This window comes from Pseudoalteromonas sp. P1-25, from assembly GCF_001401805.1.
Taxonomy (GTDB): domain Bacteria; phylum Pseudomonadota; class Gammaproteobacteria; order Enterobacterales; family Alteromonadaceae; genus Pseudoalteromonas.
This window is the reverse complement of record NZ_LKDW01000038.1, coordinates 22,902-38,158: the sequence shown is the minus strand read 5'-3', so window position 1 is coordinate 38,158 and position 15,257 is coordinate 22,902. Positions and strand designations below refer to the sequence as shown.

At 39.7% G+C, this 15,257-nt stretch carries 14 protein-coding genes and 1 pseudogene; 5 read left to right on the top strand and 10 right to left on the bottom strand.

All coding sequences use genetic code 11. From position 1 onward, the window contains the following. Nucleotides 1–257 (bottom strand): annotated as a pseudogene (locus AN393_RS17590) (hypothetical protein); the annotation flags it as partial. Nucleotides 258–484: 227 nt separating this feature from the next. On the opposite strand from AN393_RS17590, the gene AN393_RS17585 reads away from it, so the two are divergent. Then, nucleotides 485–1,465, top strand: coding sequence for a tRNA-dihydrouridine synthase (locus AN393_RS17585; protein ID WP_055016590.1), 981 nt, complete (start codon nt 485–487; stop codon nt 1,463–1,465). Nucleotides 1,466–1,522: 57 nt separating this feature from the next. Continuing rightward, on the top strand, nt 1,523–1,855 hold the full coding sequence (locus AN393_RS17580) for a TraR/DksA C4-type zinc finger protein (RefSeq protein WP_055016589.1): 333 nt from the start codon (nt 1,523–1,525) through the stop codon (nt 1,853–1,855). Nucleotides 1,856–1,859: 4 nt separating this feature from the next. Here AN393_RS17580 and AN393_RS17575 read toward each other — a convergent pair whose 3' ends face one another. From AN393_RS17575 to pyrC, 9 genes are all read right to left on the bottom strand, one after another. Beyond that, nucleotides 1,860–2,903: a hypothetical protein gene (locus AN393_RS17575; protein ID WP_055016588.1), complete on the bottom strand. Its 1,044-nt coding sequence runs from the start codon at nt 2,901–2,903 to the stop codon at nt 1,860–1,862. A 63-nt stretch (nt 2,904–2,966) separates the two neighbouring features. Continuing rightward, nucleotides 2,967–4,226, bottom strand: a complete 1,260-nt coding sequence (locus AN393_RS17570; protein WP_055016587.1) for a hypothetical protein — start codon at nt 4,224–4,226, stop codon at nt 2,967–2,969. Between the two features lie 11 nt (nt 4,227–4,237). Continuing rightward, a complete protein-coding gene (locus tag AN393_RS17565; protein WP_004588133.1) occupies nt 4,238–4,852 on the bottom strand; it encodes an energy transducer TonB in 615 nt (204 codons plus the stop codon). Next, nucleotides 4,852–5,256 carry a biopolymer transporter ExbD gene (locus tag AN393_RS17560; protein WP_004588134.1) on the bottom strand — a complete coding sequence of 135 codons (405 nt, stop codon included), beginning with the start codon at nt 5,254–5,256 and terminating at the stop codon, nt 4,852–4,854. Before AN393_RS17560 ends, AN393_RS17565 begins: the two co-directional genes overlap by 1 nt. Before the next feature lie 14 nt (nt 5,257–5,270). After that, the gene (locus tag AN393_RS17555; protein WP_004588135.1) at nt 5,271–5,795 is read right to left on the bottom strand and encodes a MotA/TolQ/ExbB proton channel family protein; all 525 of its coding nucleotides are present in this window, start codon (nt 5,793–5,795) and stop codon (nt 5,271–5,273) included. Next, entirely contained in the window at nt 5,795–7,159 is a 1,365-nt protein-coding gene (locus AN393_RS17550) for a MotA/TolQ/ExbB proton channel family protein (protein WP_004588136.1), read from the bottom strand. The genes AN393_RS17555 and AN393_RS17550 overlap by 1 nt, the downstream gene beginning before the upstream one ends. A 7-nt stretch (nt 7,160–7,166) precedes the next feature. Then, entirely contained in the window at nt 7,167–7,937 is a 771-nt protein-coding gene (locus AN393_RS17545; protein WP_004588137.1) for a DUF3450 domain-containing protein, read from the bottom strand. An 836-nt stretch (nt 7,938–8,773) separates the two neighbouring features. Then, nucleotides 8,774–8,977 (bottom strand): cold-shock protein, encoded by a 204-nt coding sequence (locus AN393_RS17540; protein ID WP_004588138.1) that lies wholly within the window; start codon nt 8,975–8,977, stop codon nt 8,774–8,776. A 463-nt stretch (nt 8,978–9,440) separates the two neighbouring features. Continuing rightward, nucleotides 9,441–10,490 (bottom strand): dihydroorotase, encoded by a 1,050-nt coding sequence (gene pyrC / locus AN393_RS17535; RefSeq protein WP_055018765.1) that lies wholly within the window; start codon nt 10,488–10,490, stop codon nt 9,441–9,443. Nucleotides 10,491–10,703: 213 nt separating this feature from the next. Here pyrC and AN393_RS17530 point away from each other — a divergent pair, with 213 nt between their 5' ends. The 3 genes from AN393_RS17530 (at nt 10,704) to AN393_RS17520 (ending at nt 15,256) form a co-directional block, all read left to right on the top strand. Next, nucleotides 10,704–13,073, top strand: coding sequence for a GGDEF domain-containing protein (locus tag AN393_RS17530; protein ID WP_055018764.1), 2,370 nt, complete (start codon nt 10,704–10,706; stop codon nt 13,071–13,073). 479 nt (nt 13,074–13,552) lie between these two features. Continuing rightward, a complete protein-coding gene (locus AN393_RS17525) occupies nt 13,553–14,440 on the top strand; it encodes a LysR substrate-binding domain-containing protein (protein ID WP_055016584.1) in 888 nt (295 codons plus the stop codon). A 39-nt stretch (nt 14,441–14,479) separates the two neighbouring features. Continuing rightward, on the top strand, nt 14,480–15,256 hold the full coding sequence (locus tag AN393_RS17520; RefSeq protein WP_082422787.1) for a YdcF family protein: 777 nt from the start codon (nt 14,480–14,482) through the stop codon (nt 15,254–15,256). The last annotated feature ends 1 nt before the right edge of the window (nt 15,257 follow it).

Genomic DNA, 15,257 nt, shown 5'->3' with positions numbered 1-15,257 from the left:
CCGCACTTACCTTCTTTTTTACCTTTTGCGTCGCCGCCACATTTGCCTTCGCCGCACTTACCTTCTTTTTTACCTTTTGCGTCGCCGCCACATTTGCCTTCACCGCACTTGCCTTCTGCGGCATCAAGTTGGTATCCGGTTACTAGCTGTTGAAATTCAAATGGGTTGGCTTGTGCATCTGCAGAGGCAAAACTTGCAGAGCCAACAACTACTGCACCTAAGGTTAACGCGATTGAGTTTTTCTTTACTGTATTCATTGCATGACTCTCTTGTATAAGTGTGTATTAAGATAACGCAAACTAATTATTGTCAATTATGCGTTGCTTGTATAATTAAATAGACCCGCTAACAGATAAAAACTTTCATTTATTTTCATTTTTTTTACTTTTAAATATATACAAACAAATATGGACAGTAATTTAAGTTTTATCAAACCACACTTTGCGGGTACACTACGCATCCGTTTTTTCAGTCAAAATACTCTATGAAACTTGTTTTAGCGCCTATGGAAGGTGTTGTTGATTTTAAAATGCGCCAACTTCTTACCGATATTGGTGGCTTTGACTTATGCGTAACTGAATTTGTTAGAGTGATTGATAGGCGTTTACCTGCAAAAGTCTTTTATCGCTATTGCCCTGAACTCAATAATAACGGTTTAACCAAAGCAGGTACTCCTGTGCGCGTACAGCTATTAGGACAAGTGGCAGACGTTTTAGCTGAAAACGCCGTCAGAGCGATTGATTTAGGCTCCCACGGTATAGATCTTAATTTTGGCTGCCCTGCAAAAACGGTAAATAAAAGCCGCGGGGGAGCTGTACTGCTTAAAGACCCTGATCATATGTATCACATAATCAAAGCGGTAAGGGATGCGGTAGATAGTAAACACCAAGTAAGTGCAAAAATACGATTAGGCTTTGACGATGATAGCAATAGCCAAGAAATTGTAGATGCCGTTGTAAGTGCCGGAGCAGATAGTATTGCTATACATGCACGTACCAAGCGCGATGGTTATAGCCCACCTGCTTATTGGGAAAAAATCCCCCCGCTGATAAAAGGAAAAAACATCGCAGTGGTTGCCAACGGTGAAATTTGGCAAGTGGAAGATGCTCTACTTTGCCAAACCCGAAGTCAGTGTAGCGATTTAATGCTAGGACGCGGTGCGCTTTCTCACCCTGATTTAGCGAAAAAAATTAAAGCACATGTTAATAATGAACAATATAACGGCCTAGAGTGGGAGCATATAATTTATCATTTGATTCATTCAGCTGTTCATCAGGACCCTGCACAAGATGAAAAATACTTTGCCTCTCGTACTAAGCAATGGCTAGGTTACCTTAAACGTCAATACCCTCAAGCCATTACACTCTTTGATGAAATAAGACGTCTTAAAGTAAAAGGAGAGGTCGCGCAGGTTTTAAAAAAATACGCTAAGTCTCCGCAACTTGATTCAAATCATAACGTATAATCAGCACAGCTCAGATAATACCGGTATAACGAAACGCTAAATGAAGGTTATACCAATATGCTTTATCAGCAACAACTGCACAGTGAAATAGCTCACGTTAAATCAGCCATATTAGCAATGCTGAATCAGTCTGCCCATCCTGCTCATCTTAAGCTACGTAACGTTATACTGACAAGCCAGTACAATGAATGGCTTGATACTGCCACTTATAACTTAGGCCCTGAATATCAAACCTTAGTGAATAGATTGGCAAAGTTGGAAGCAGCAATAAGCCAGATTGATATTGGTCAATACGGTTATTGCTGCGACTGCGAAGAAGCAATTGCAGAGCACTTGCTCAAACAAGACCCTGCTACACAGCGCTGTGAAATGTGCGCTAAGCGAACATAAGCGCTTAAAGCGTTAATAATTGCCCAGCAAAACTAAAAGCCTGGCCAGGATAAAGTACACTATCTTCAACTAAATACTGCGCATCGCGCTGTGAAATAGCTAACCGTTTTACTAAGTTCACTTTTGCCTGAGATAAAGTCCATGCATGGTAGTGTACACCGACATCGGTTTCCATTAGCGCAAGCATTAGCCTTTTATCTTCGGGACTTAAATGGCTTTTTTTAGCCATAGCGGGCAATAGCATGTAATCAGTTTGCCAATCAATCCCTTTTACTTTTGGCGCCTTGCTTAAATATTGGCTTATAAACGAAGTACGATGATGCTCGTTATAGCTCAAATTAGGTGCAGTGTGCGAGTTCATTTGAAGATGCTGATTGATAGTATCAACCCATTGCAAAGGCGACTTAACTACCCCACTGAAGTAATTTAGTTTACTTTGATACCATTCACTGCCATTAGCAAGTCCACGTAAGCCAATGCTGCCCCTTGGTTTGTACTGGGCCAAGTAATCATGAAACTCGACAATCTGAGCTTTTAAACCGTTTGCGTTAGCGTGTTTTAATAATGCCGTTTGTAAGTAACCCTGCAGGAGGCTTAATTCAATTTTGTTTAATCTTAAATTGCTTTGCAGCGCACTGTCTAATTGATCTTGAGTGAACTTAAGCCACTCAATTACCTGTTTAGAATTAGTACTTTGCATTTTCGCTGATAATAGATTGTCCAACACATTCACCTGTGCTGGCCAGCTGAAAAAGCGCTCAGGAAAACGCTCAGCAATAATTAAGTAATTTAGCTGCTGCGTTTGCGCGTTTGAAAGAGTCATTGTTTGTAGGCGCTGATACATCTGATGACGAAGCGATAAATACGCTGAAGAAAAAGGCAATACTTGTTCAATGGATACATCTGCAGCGCCGACAGGCTTAAGCGCCGTATTCAAACTTTTGATACTTTGCTGCGCAGCATCATAAGATTCAAAAGGCAGTGGTTGTTTTGAACAAGCAACCAAAAACAGACTTAATAGGACAGACAAAAGATGCGTTTTATTCATTATAAATTCCAATAAAAAAAGCCCCATAGGGGCTTTTTATATAATTGCTAAAACAAATTAAAGTTAAATTTTAACACCGTTGCGAGCGGCTTTATCTTTAATAAATGTAGACCAACCTTTAGCAAACTTGCGTGTGCGTGGGTCATCCATTGCTTTAGTAATAGCAGCATAAGCTTGCTTGTATTTAGCTTGGTAGTAATACGCTTCAGCTAAATCTGAATAAATGGTGCCTTTTTTGTCAGAGCCTAGCTCTAACGCTTTGTTCAAACGAACAACAGCAGCACTAAAGTTTTCAGATTGTAAAAGTAACGAACCTGCTTTGCGGTAAAGCTCTGCATCGTCGTCAAATTTAGCAGCTTCTTCGTAGTACTTTGCAGCTTTTTCGATGTCTTTAGAACGGTGGTAGTTACTAGCAATTGCGTTAACGTTTTGCTTAGTACGCTTAACTTTGTCTTCTTTAATCGCATTTTCAAGGGTTTTAGCCGCTTTAAATGGAATTTCGTTTAAAGAGTAAAAGTTAGAAAGTACTTTGTAATCTACTTCCGCTTCAAAATAGCCATTTTTGAATGCTACTTCCATGGTCGCTAGACCTTTGGCGTAGTCTTCGGTTTGTAGGTAATATTTACCTAAACTAACCCAGGCTTTTTTGTCATCAGGCCAAACTCGTACAATCTCTTCACCAATTTTCACCATGTTGGCGTAATCTTTAAGTTCAAAGTAAGAACCTAATTTTAATTGGTAAGGCGCCTTGTTAGGCTCCTTTTGTAATGAGATTGCCTTGTCGGCAGGTTCAAAAACATCACGAAACTGACCTAACTGATAGTTAGCTTGCGCAATACGAGTGTACACTTTAGGGTCTTCTTCGCCGGTGAAGTCCATCCAAGCAGTATAAGCTTTTTTGGCTTCTTGGAACTTTTCAGTACCTGCGTATAAATCACCTAATAGCTTTAAAGTTTGCTCGTGATCTGCGAAGTTTAAAATATCAGGGGCAACCGCTTGTCTAGAGTATTTAATCGCTTCATCGTACTTCTCTTTTTGCGCGTACATGCTACCTAGGTAACGATTTACAGTCGCTTTATCAAAGTCGTTAGATGCGTCAATCTCTTTTAACAAGGCAATTGCTTCATCAATTTTGTCTTCATTATACAAGTCAAACGCTTTAATTACCTTTTTACCAGTACGCTCGCCCATGATTTTAGTCTTGGCTTTTTTACGCTCTTCAATTTTAGCGTAATCCGGCGCTGCTAATACAGGTGCAGTAATAGCTGCACCTGACACAGACATAAGAATTGCAAGAGCAGTTACTTTAGATAAATTTCTCATTACTCGCCTCCTTAGCCTTGGTTAAGTTTAAAGTCTAGTTGAACTTGTAAACCAACTTGTTTCTGTGGTTTACCGTCAATAATTTTAGGACGGTATTTCCACTTGCGCAGTGCACGTTTAGCTTCACGGTCAAAGATACGTTTTGGTTCTGCGTCAATAACTTGAACGTCAGTTACGCCACCTAACTCATCAATTGTGAACGAAAGTTGTACCCAACCTTCTTTACCATCACGCGCTGCTTGCGTTGGATATTTTGGTTCAATACGAACGATAGGTGTCGCATCACCATCTCGTCCAAATGCACCTGGACCACTTAGTCCACCAGCCGAACTTCCTACATCAATGCTACCCATGTTAAATGACATAGCACCAGGGTTAGGATTGTTATTCTCCGGCTGTGGCGGCTGCGGTTTAGGCGGCTGCTTTGGCGGTGGCGGAGGCGGAGGCGGAACACGCTTCCTCTCCTGCACCTTAGATTCAGGCGGATTCGTCATTATTTCGACTATGATCTGCTCTTTTTGTTCAGTATTACGGTCAGCCCCACCAGAGATGAGGTAAGCCATGAAGTAGAACAAGCCGAAAGTAACTGCCCCACCTGCAATCAGTGAAAACAGAAAACGAATCATTACTGATCTCCAGCTATTGAAATTCTCAGGTTATCACCTGTCGCTTTGATCTGGTCCATAACTTTAACCACTACGCCGTGTTTTGCTTCTTTATCAGCTTGCAAAATCACAACATCAGTAGGTTGTTCTGCTAATAAACTTTCGATTTTTGCTGAAACACGTTCAACATCAACTTGCTGTTTATCAATCCAGATAGCACCATCACTGCGAATAGCAACAAAAATGTTAGCATTTTTTTGCTTCGTAGCTTGGGCCGCTTTAGGTTTATTGACCTCGATACCAGCCTCTTTAACGAACGATGTAGTTACGATAAAGAAAATAAGCATGATAAATACGATGTCAAGCATTGGCGTCATATCTACCGCTGCTTCTTCTTCTTCACGAAAACGTTGTTTACGTGCCATATTTAATTCTCTCTCTAGTGATGAGGCATGCTATCTACAAGTTTGGCTTTCACCATTCTCGCTCTTGCCTCAAGGCGTGAGCTAAAGAAAACTCCAGATAGTGCCGCAACCATTCCAGCCATTGTTGGGATTGTTGCCATTGAAATACCTGATGCCATTAAACGTGCATTACCAGTACCTTGGGTTGCCATAGTTTCAAAAACCGCGATCATACCCGTTACAGTTCCAAGTAAGCCTATTAAAGGACAAACAGCTACTAATGTTTTAATCAACAACATACGCTGATCTAATTTTTCAGACGCTTCAGAAATCCATGCTTCACGGATTCTGTGTGCGTACCAAGACGTAGTGTCTTGGCGGGCATCCCACTTTGCTACAATATCCTTCGTTAAACGAGGAAATTCAGCAAGTAGGAACCAATAGCGCTCAATCATTAAAACCCACATAAGAAAGAGTGCTATCGCGACCACGTATAATACCTGGCCGCCTGTGCCAACAAAATCCCTGATAGATTCCCATATCTCCATCAGGACTAGCATTAGGCTTTCTCCTTCTCCGCGTGAGTAGCAACGATACCCGCGCTTTGCTCATCAAGGATATGTAATACTGACTTACTACGACCTGCAACAATTGAATGAAGTAGGATAAGTGGTAGTGCAGCAATTAGACCTAGCGCTGTAGTTACAAGAGCTAGAGAGATGTTACCAGCCATGATCTTCGGATCGCCCGTACCGAACAATGTGATTGTTTGGAACGTTAAGATCATACCGATTACTGTACCTAGTAGACCAAGTAACGGTGCGATTGCAGCAAGAATCTTGATGATGTTGATACCAGCTTCAACACGTGGCGTTTCACGTAAGATAGCTTCATCAAGTTTAAGCTCAAGGTTTTCAACGTCTTGGCTCTTGTTGTCATGGTACACTTTAAGAATACGGCCCAGTGGGTTGTTTGTATTCGGTGTAGACAAGTTTTTAAGCTGAGACTTGATCTTAGAAGTAGTAAGCGCTAAGTCAACGAAACGTACTAAGAAGATTAGTAGACCAACAGCTAATAAAACTGTAATGATGTAACCAACTTCAGCACCTTGCTCGTAGTATTCCATAAGCGTTTTCTTCTGCGTGTTGATACGTAAGATTGCACCACGAGTCGGGTCAATGTATACGCCAGCGTAATTATCAGAAGAAGTACCTTCAAGAGCAGAGATACCATCTAAAATGTAGCTATCAGGTTGTTTCCCTAAAGGCTGAATAGATTTTGTCTCTGGCGAGTAGATTAAGTAACCTTCGTCAGTAACTAAGTTAAAGTTACCAATACGTGTTACTTGCTTAACTGTAGAGTTACCGTCAAGACCTGACACTTCAGTTTCAAAAGTAGAAACTTTTGCTGACTCAGTCATTTCTGTTTGAAGTGCAATCCAAAGTTCTTCAAGTTCACGAACTGTTGGAAGTTCTTTAGCAGCTGCTAATGAACGAAGTACTTCTGCACGGCCTGGCTTTTCAGCACTTACTAATGAAGCTTCGATAGAACCGATAGCGTCTTGCGCTGCACGACGTACAACACCAAACATTTCACCAAGAGTACCTTGTGCGTTTTGAAGCGCTTGCTCTTTTTCAGCTAATGTATTTTCGTTTTGTGCATATTGCTTAGCTAAGCTGTCACCGCGTGCTTTTTCAGACGCTAATTGGCTTTTCGCTTTGTTAAGTAATGCTTGCTTGTCAGCACGTTCTGATAAGAACTCTTGCTCACGTTGCTTATTGATTTTACCTTCAGAGATACGTTCTTGCTTTACTTGCTCAAGAATTTTATCTAAAGCATCAGTATTTGCATGTGCATTAAGCGCGGTACCTGCAGAAACAGATAGTACTGCTGCAACAGCAAAACCTTTAAATAGTTTCTTCATTATTCGATTACTCCGCGCCAAAGATTGGTAGTTTAACAAGTTCTAGTGTCGCTTGCTTACGCGCCATACGAATCACTTCTTTAACTGGTTTTAGGTATTCTTCACCTAATTCTTTCCACTCTTTAGTGTTGTTGTCCCACACCCAAGCGTGTTTTAAGTCAAAAGATTGTGCTACGTAAGTGATACGACCTAAACGACCGATATCAACGTTAATGTTTTTACCATCAACTTCTAAAGTACCTTGAGAAGCAGTTACAGCTGAGCTGTAAGCAGTTTCAACTGTGTATGCTTCAAGAACTTGGCGGAATTTCTCAGACGTCGTTACAGACGCAGAAGCCATGATTTCACGAAGTCTTTCTACACGAGCAAGACGAGAATCAAGATTGAACGGAACGTCCGCTTTGATGAATTGCTCAAGCGTATCGATCATGCGATACATCAAAGGCACAACGTTTTGTTTAGTGTTATCGATAGTAGCGATTTGACGGTCAAACGATTCGATTGATGCATTTTGGTCAGCGACCAAACGTGCTACGTGATCGTTGTACACTTTCATAAGTTCAGTCTCATCAACAATACTACGGTACTCAGCGATTAGCTCTTGAGTTTGACCGTATACGTTGTCAATTTTAGTTTGAGACTTAACAGCAGCCTTTTGAATTTGCTGACCTGCTTTTTGCACGTCATTCAAAGGATCTGCAATCACATTGCTGCTTGCAAATGCAAAAGCGCCAACCAACGCAGATGCTACAAGACTCTTTCTGATTTTAACAGACATAGTTCCCAACCAATTAAGTAATGTTACTTTTATAATTTAATTATCAACCTGATTAAGGATGACAACCCTGATATCTTTTAATAGATATCAACCCTCCAATAATGCTAAATGCAATACGCCCTGTCAACTTGATGTTAGCTATTCTAAGTAAATAAATACCGTGAAAAAGCTAAAACTAAAGTACCATAAAAAATACCGTTAACATAAATGTAACCACCACCAAGCCGCCTTGGTATTATATAGCCCCTTTAAAATTAAACACTAGTTAAAAATTAGACACTTACGTGAAACAAAAATGCAACATCTCAACAAAACTGAATTACACCTTAAAAAAAAACAAAAATAATAAATATGTGACAAATTAATGAACTAAATTTAATTAAATTAGGCTAAAAATACAGCTTATCTTGTAAATCCTACGCTTTATCGTATAAAAATAAGGCTATTTAAAAGCCCTTGTGGCGGATGTATAAATATTACTGCAAATAAGTTAATAAGCTTTAATTATTCTTATCCAAAGTAAAACGCTATTAAAGCCCCTACAACGGCCGTTATTTTACAGTTTGTTGAGACATAGTGTGTATTGTTTAATTTTGATGAGAGTGCGTTGGCTGCAACTCGCTAATGTATTAAACAGCGCCGTTGTTCAAAGAAGAGTTAGCTATTAATTAGGAAAAACTAAGCATGTTTAATGTAGAAACTATTAAGAGAGGTAAACTGCAAAACTAAATGCTTTACTGTAGAGCGAGAACGAAAACTAAGAAGGGGAATTTTTAAGAATTATGGTGAAACAGAAAACTGCTTCACCAAGATGAACTAAGGTTCACATAATTAAATTATGCTACTTCTACGTTCTCAGCTTCAGGGCCTTTTTGACCTTGTTTGATGCTGAAAGTCACTGCTTGACCTTCGCTAAGAGTGCGAAAACCAGAACCAGTGATTGCGCTGAAATGTACAAACACGTCAGGACCATTTTCTTGTTCAATGAAACCAAAGCCTTTAGCTTCGTTGAAAAATTTTACTTTACCAGTAACCGACATACTAAATTTTCCTGTAAGTCAATAATTAAAATTCAGCCATATTATTATGGCTATATCCTCCCTGAGTCAGTGCCCAAAATTCTGGAGGTATAGTACAGGAACAAGTTTTAACCTAACCGGTAACCTTAAACGCAGCACAATATCCGTAAATTCAATACGCAAAAACTCAAAGCAAGTTAAGGTTAACACATTAATATTTTTTTGGCTCTATTAATTGAGATTTATTTGCTAAGAACAAAGATAATTAAAGAGATAAACATAAGTGGTTATTTTTAAAGCTTAAATTGCTTAATAAACAGTAAATTTTTAACTTGTAATTGTAACAAATCGTGTTTGGGTAGTCAGCTTTGCAAATAAAGAGAGTTGCAAGTAGCGTTAAGAAGAGTGCAAAGGCTAAATTACAAGCAAAAAAAGGCCGTACAGCAAGCTATACGGCCTTATTATAATATACATTTAATGTACTTTATTTAACCTGCCAGTCAATTGTAGCTTCTGCCTTAATAGGCACAACTTTCGAGTCACCAAGAGTATAGCTAGCAGGTACTTGCCAAGGGCTTTTCTCTAAGGTAATAGTATCGGTGTTACGAGCAAGGCCGTAAAAGTCAGGGCCAAAATGACTTGCAAATCCTTCCAGTTTATCCAGCGCCCCTGCTTCTTCAAAAGCCTCTGCGTAAAGCTCAATAGCAGCATGGGCTGTATAGGCGCCAGCACAACCACAAGCAGCTTCTTTTTTATCTTTATAGTGCGGTGCTGAGTCAGTGCCTAAGAAGAACTTTTTATTACCACTTACCGCAGCAGCCATTAAAGCTTGTTGATGAATATTACGTTTTAGGATAGGCAAACAGTAATAATGTGGGCGTATGCCACCTGCTAACATATGGTTACGGTTATACAATAAGTGATGTGCGGTAATCGTTGCGGCTACATTTTGTGGAGCGGCTGTTACAAAATCAACAGCATCTTTTGTTGTAATGTGCTCTAGCACTATTTTTAGATTTGGAAAGTCTGCTACAACATCGCCTAAAATTGTCTCTAAAAATACTTTTTCACGGTCAAAAATATCTATTGATGAATCAGTCACCTCGCCATGCACTAATAATAGCATGCCCACTTCTTGCATCGCTTCTAATACAGGATAAATATTCTTTACTGAGGTAACCCCTGAGTCTGAGTTAGTGGTTGCCCCAGCAGGGTAAAGCTTTGCAGCAACAATTTTACCGGTTGCTTTGGCTTTTTTGATTTCTTCAGGTGTGGTTTTATCAGTTAGGTAAAGTACCATTAGCGGTTCAAAGTTGCCTTGTGGCCCCGCTGCCATAATTCGCTCTCGATATGCTAGCGCTAAATCTGTGCTGGTTGCTGGCGGTACTAGGTTTGGCATTATGATGGCGCGGCCCATGTAGCGGCTAATATCGCGTACTGTATCTTTAAGTTGCTCACCATCGCGTAAATGGATATGCCAATCATCAGGACGAGTTATGGTTAATGTGTTTTTTAAATTACTATTAATGCTCATTACTTTTTTCCACGGCTGAATTTATCCGATCATAGGCATATGAGAAGATCTAGTAAAGTGTTATCTAATTTATTCCCTTCTATGAGGCTGCAAAATACGATTGGGTTTAAGTTTAACGACGAATACCGCCATTTAAGCGTTTTATTTTGAACCTGCCTTAAATTTGGGTTAACTTATCACTGCTAATACAAATAAAAAGAATAAAACTACCTTATGTCGAATCACCTCGATACTTATAAAGCGCTCGAAATTAAAACCGAGCAGCTAAGCATAATCAATCAGTTCTCTTCTAGCTTGTTACAGCTCGATACCTTAGAAGAATTATTTGAGTATGTAACCACTCAAGTAGTTAACCGCCTCGGGTTTGTTGATTGCGTGATTTACCTGGCTGATGAAACGCGCCTACTGCTCAATCAAGTTGCCTCTATGGGGATAACTCATTCGCGAGACAAGTACCAAGCGGAGCGCAAAATAATAGGCTTTAACGAAGGTATAACCGGTTATGTAGCCCGTACGGGCACCGCTATTATTATTGGTGACGTAACGCAAGACCCCCGCTACATTGCTGATGAGCGCCCTGCCCAGTCGGAGCTGTGCGTGCCACTTATATACAAAGATCAAGTTTTAGGGGTGATTGATTGTGAACACCCAATAAAAAACTATTTCACAAACGCCCACTTGGAAATTTTAACCACGGTTGCGCATTTGCTCAGTGCAAAACTAAATCAAGTAAACACAGTTAATAGCTTAAAGCACACAGTAAATCAGTTAAACGACGCCCAAAAGCTTGAAAACAGTTTACTGCAAATAGCTAATTTAACGTATAAAGCCAGTAACCTAGATACCTTTTTTGAATCACTCCACAACATAATAAATAGCTTACTGCCTGCTGATAACTTTTTTATTGCTCTTTACGATAAGCAAATAGACATACTCGATTTGGTTTACATTGTTGAAGAAGGCATACAAACGCATGCACATAAAAAAATATCAAAAGAACAATTAAAAGATACAGCTTCGTATTATTTATTAAAATCAGACAGTGCACTGCTATTAAACCAAAACGATTATCAGCAACATATAGACAATGGCGACTTTAAACTTGTAGGTCGTCTTTCGGAATCTTGGCTAGGTGTACCTTTTAAAGCGAATGATAGGATAAGCGGTGTAATCGTTGTTCAAAGTTACGATAAAAAGTTGCACTATAGCGAGCACGACAGTGCGCTTTTAACCTACGTAAGTAGGCAAATTAGTATGGCCATAGATAGGCAGCTTGCAAGGCAAGAGCTTGAACACAAAGCATTGCACGATGAGTTAACAGGGCTTGCTAATCGCTCGTTACTTATTGAGCGTATTAAACATGCTATTTTGCGTTTATCACGTGTTAAAAAAGGCACGAGCCATGCCTTGCTTTATTTAGATTTTGATCGATTTAAAAGTATAAATGATTCGCTTGGTCATGAGGTTGGCGATCATTTTTTAATTAAAATTTGTGAGCTCATAAAAGGCACCGTCAGAAACACCGATACATTTGCACGACTCGGTGGCGACGAATTTGCCATTTTTATGGAAAATATCACCCACCGAAACCAGGTTAGCGAAGCACTAAAACGAATAAATACAGCGCTTGCTAAGCCACTAAATGTTGATAGTCACTTATTACAAGCATCAACCAGCATTGGCATAGCCTTTAGTGAAAGCAGCGACGATAAAGCCTATTTGCTATTACAGCAAGCCGATGCCGCTATGTACGAAGCTAAATCAAGCGGGCGTGGTCAGGTTAAGTTTTTTAATAACACCATGCGTAAAAAGCTCAAAACACATGCCGATATAGAAAACGACTTACAACATGGCATTGAACACAACGAATTTGAGCTTTATTTTCAACCTATTTTTGCTATAGCGACAAGCGAAGTTGTCGGCTTTGAGGCATTAGTGAGATGGCACCATCCTAAAAAAGGGTTTGTGCCACCCAATGAGTTTATTCCGATAGCCGAAACCACCGGACAAATTATTAACCTCGATTTGCACTTACTTGACCTCGCTGCACAACACATTGCGCACTGGCACACATTAGGCCATCGCTTTTTAAAAGTAACGGTCAATGTGTCATCGCGTCACTTTGCTAGCCTCGACTTTGTTGCCCAAGTTCACGCATTGTATAATAAATACCAACTGCCTTTAGGATCGTTATGTTTAGAAATCACTGAATCAGGGCTTATTGCTAACCTTGATTTAGCAACACAAATAATAGAAGGGCTTGCCCCACTTAAAGTGAAATTATGCTTGGATGATTTTGGCACCGGTTACTCAGCGCTTGGTTACTTACACCAATTACCTATCCATATTTTAAAAATAGATAAAAGCTTTATCGATCACCTCAATAAAACCAATAACCCGTTAGTCGAGGCCATTCTCTCACTAGCGCAATCATTAAATTTTGAAGTAGTGGCCGAGGGAATCGAAACCCAAGAGCAACTCACTATTTTACAAGGCACTCAATGTAATTACGGTCAAGGCTTTTTAAAGTCAAAACCGGTTACAGCACAACGCGCTATTCAACTTATCAATAAACCCCTGTAGTAGCTGTTATCCAAAGGCTTACATTTTCAAAACCAAAAAGGTGTAAAAAGTAAGCCCCGTAATACCCATTCGTTTATTTAAGCGCTCAGTTTTAAAGCAATAAAAACATATTATTACTGTTTAAGCTTTAGCCCATTAAACACATACTTGTTTTGCGCGTTTTTATAATTACTTATCCTACTTAGTTTTTATAATTACTTATCCCGCTTAAAAACCTGTGCCATTTATTAAATACCCCTGTCCATAACGCTGCTTTACACCGCAGCTACATAACCTACAAAACAACTTGAGCTAAACTCATGGCAAACTCATCAAACCAGTAGCAAGTAAAGTGCTCACATTAATTAATTTAACTTTAAGGGTGTACTTTAGTAATTAATGGATTATTTTAGCCATCTAGACGTTGAAACGTTTTTTGTAAAGGCGTAGTATGTAGTCAATCTGAGCCAAACTCACTTTTCCCTTGAGAATTATTAAAGATGATTGATATAAAACACCTTAAAACTATTGCGACATTAAAAGACACCGGATCGTTAGTTAATACAGCCCGCGAATTATTTTTAACGCAATCAGCTTTATCTCATCAAATTAAAGACTTAGAAAACAAATTAGACTGCCAATTATTTGAAAGAAAAACGCAGCCTGTGCGCTTTACACCTCAAGGAATGCTTTTACTTGAACTTGCTAACGACGTTTTGCCAAAAGTAGAAGCCACGAAGTGCCGCTTAAAAGAAAGCCTGAATCAACCAATTTCTCAACTACGCTTAAGTGTTGAATGCCATGCGTGTTTTCATTGGCTGCTTCCAACAATTAAAGAATTTAATAATTTTTGGCCAGACATCAAAATTGACTACGAACGCGGCTTTAGCTACGACGCTATACCAGATTTACTCAATGATGAGCTCGACTTAGTATTAACTTCAGATATACGCGAGCCTGATAAGCTTGAATACGCTCACTTATTTGATTTTAAATTAAAGCTTATTGTCGCCCCTGATCACGACCTAGCTAAAAAAGCATATGTAACGGCGCTTGATTTAAAAAACGAAACCATCATTTCGTACCCTATTCCGCGCGAGCGACAAGATATATTTAAACACTTTATTCAAAATGCCCGCTTTGACGGTACCTTAAAAAATGTAGACCAAGGCTTATTAATTTTTCAGCTTGTGAGTGCAGGAATGGGTGTAGCAGCGTTGCCTGATTGGTTGGTAACTCCTTACGAAAGCCAAGGTTTAATTAAATCAATCCCGCTTGGAGCACTAGGCCTAACCCGCCCTATGTACCTAGCAATGAAAAAAGACATGAAAGACAACCCCGTTTATCGCCATTTTTTAAATACCTGTAAGCAAAATAACGGTCGATAAATCATAAACGAATAAGTAACATAAGGCCTATTGGGTTTTATGTTGCTTGTTATGTTTGAATTAAAAAAATTATTAGGTGGCTTAATTATGCCACTCCCGCTATTTGGTTTACTTACGTTTGTAATGCTAGTTTTAGCGTTTCGTGGACGTAAGCCTGCTTTAGTGCTCGCAAGTTTGAGTATATTAACGCTTATAGTGTTAAGTACACCGTTTGCTGCGCATCAACTTATTAAACACAATGAGCTCGTATCACTGGCATTTAATGCACTAAAACACCCAAGCCTTGATAAGATTGTTGTGCTGGGGTGCGATATAAACCCAAACCCTGCTTTAAGCGCTAATAATCAGTTAGGAAATTGTGCGCTTACTCGCTTGGTAGAAGGCGTCAAGCTTGCAAAAAAATACCCTAATGCAACGCTTATCGTGTCTGGCGGTGGCTACAACAAAGTAACAAATAGCGCGTTAATGAGCCAAGTAGCAATAGATTTAGGAATAAGCAAAAGCCGCATAAAACAAAACCCGCAAGCAATGGATACCGCTGCCGAAGCCAAGCTACTCGCCCCTAAACTCGTTGATTTTAAAGTTGCACTAGTTACGTCTGTGCTACACATGCCGCGCGCAAAAAACTTGTTTAATGCCCAAGGTGTTAAGGTTATTCCTGCCGCTACGGATTATCACAATTTTGCGGCTTTACCTTTGTATAAACAATTTATACCAAATGCTGAGGCATTACGTGTAGTAACGCAATATGCCCATGAAGTGATTGGGAATGCTTGGATAAGTGTGCGCCGCTGGATAAACCCAGAGGCGCTGTAGA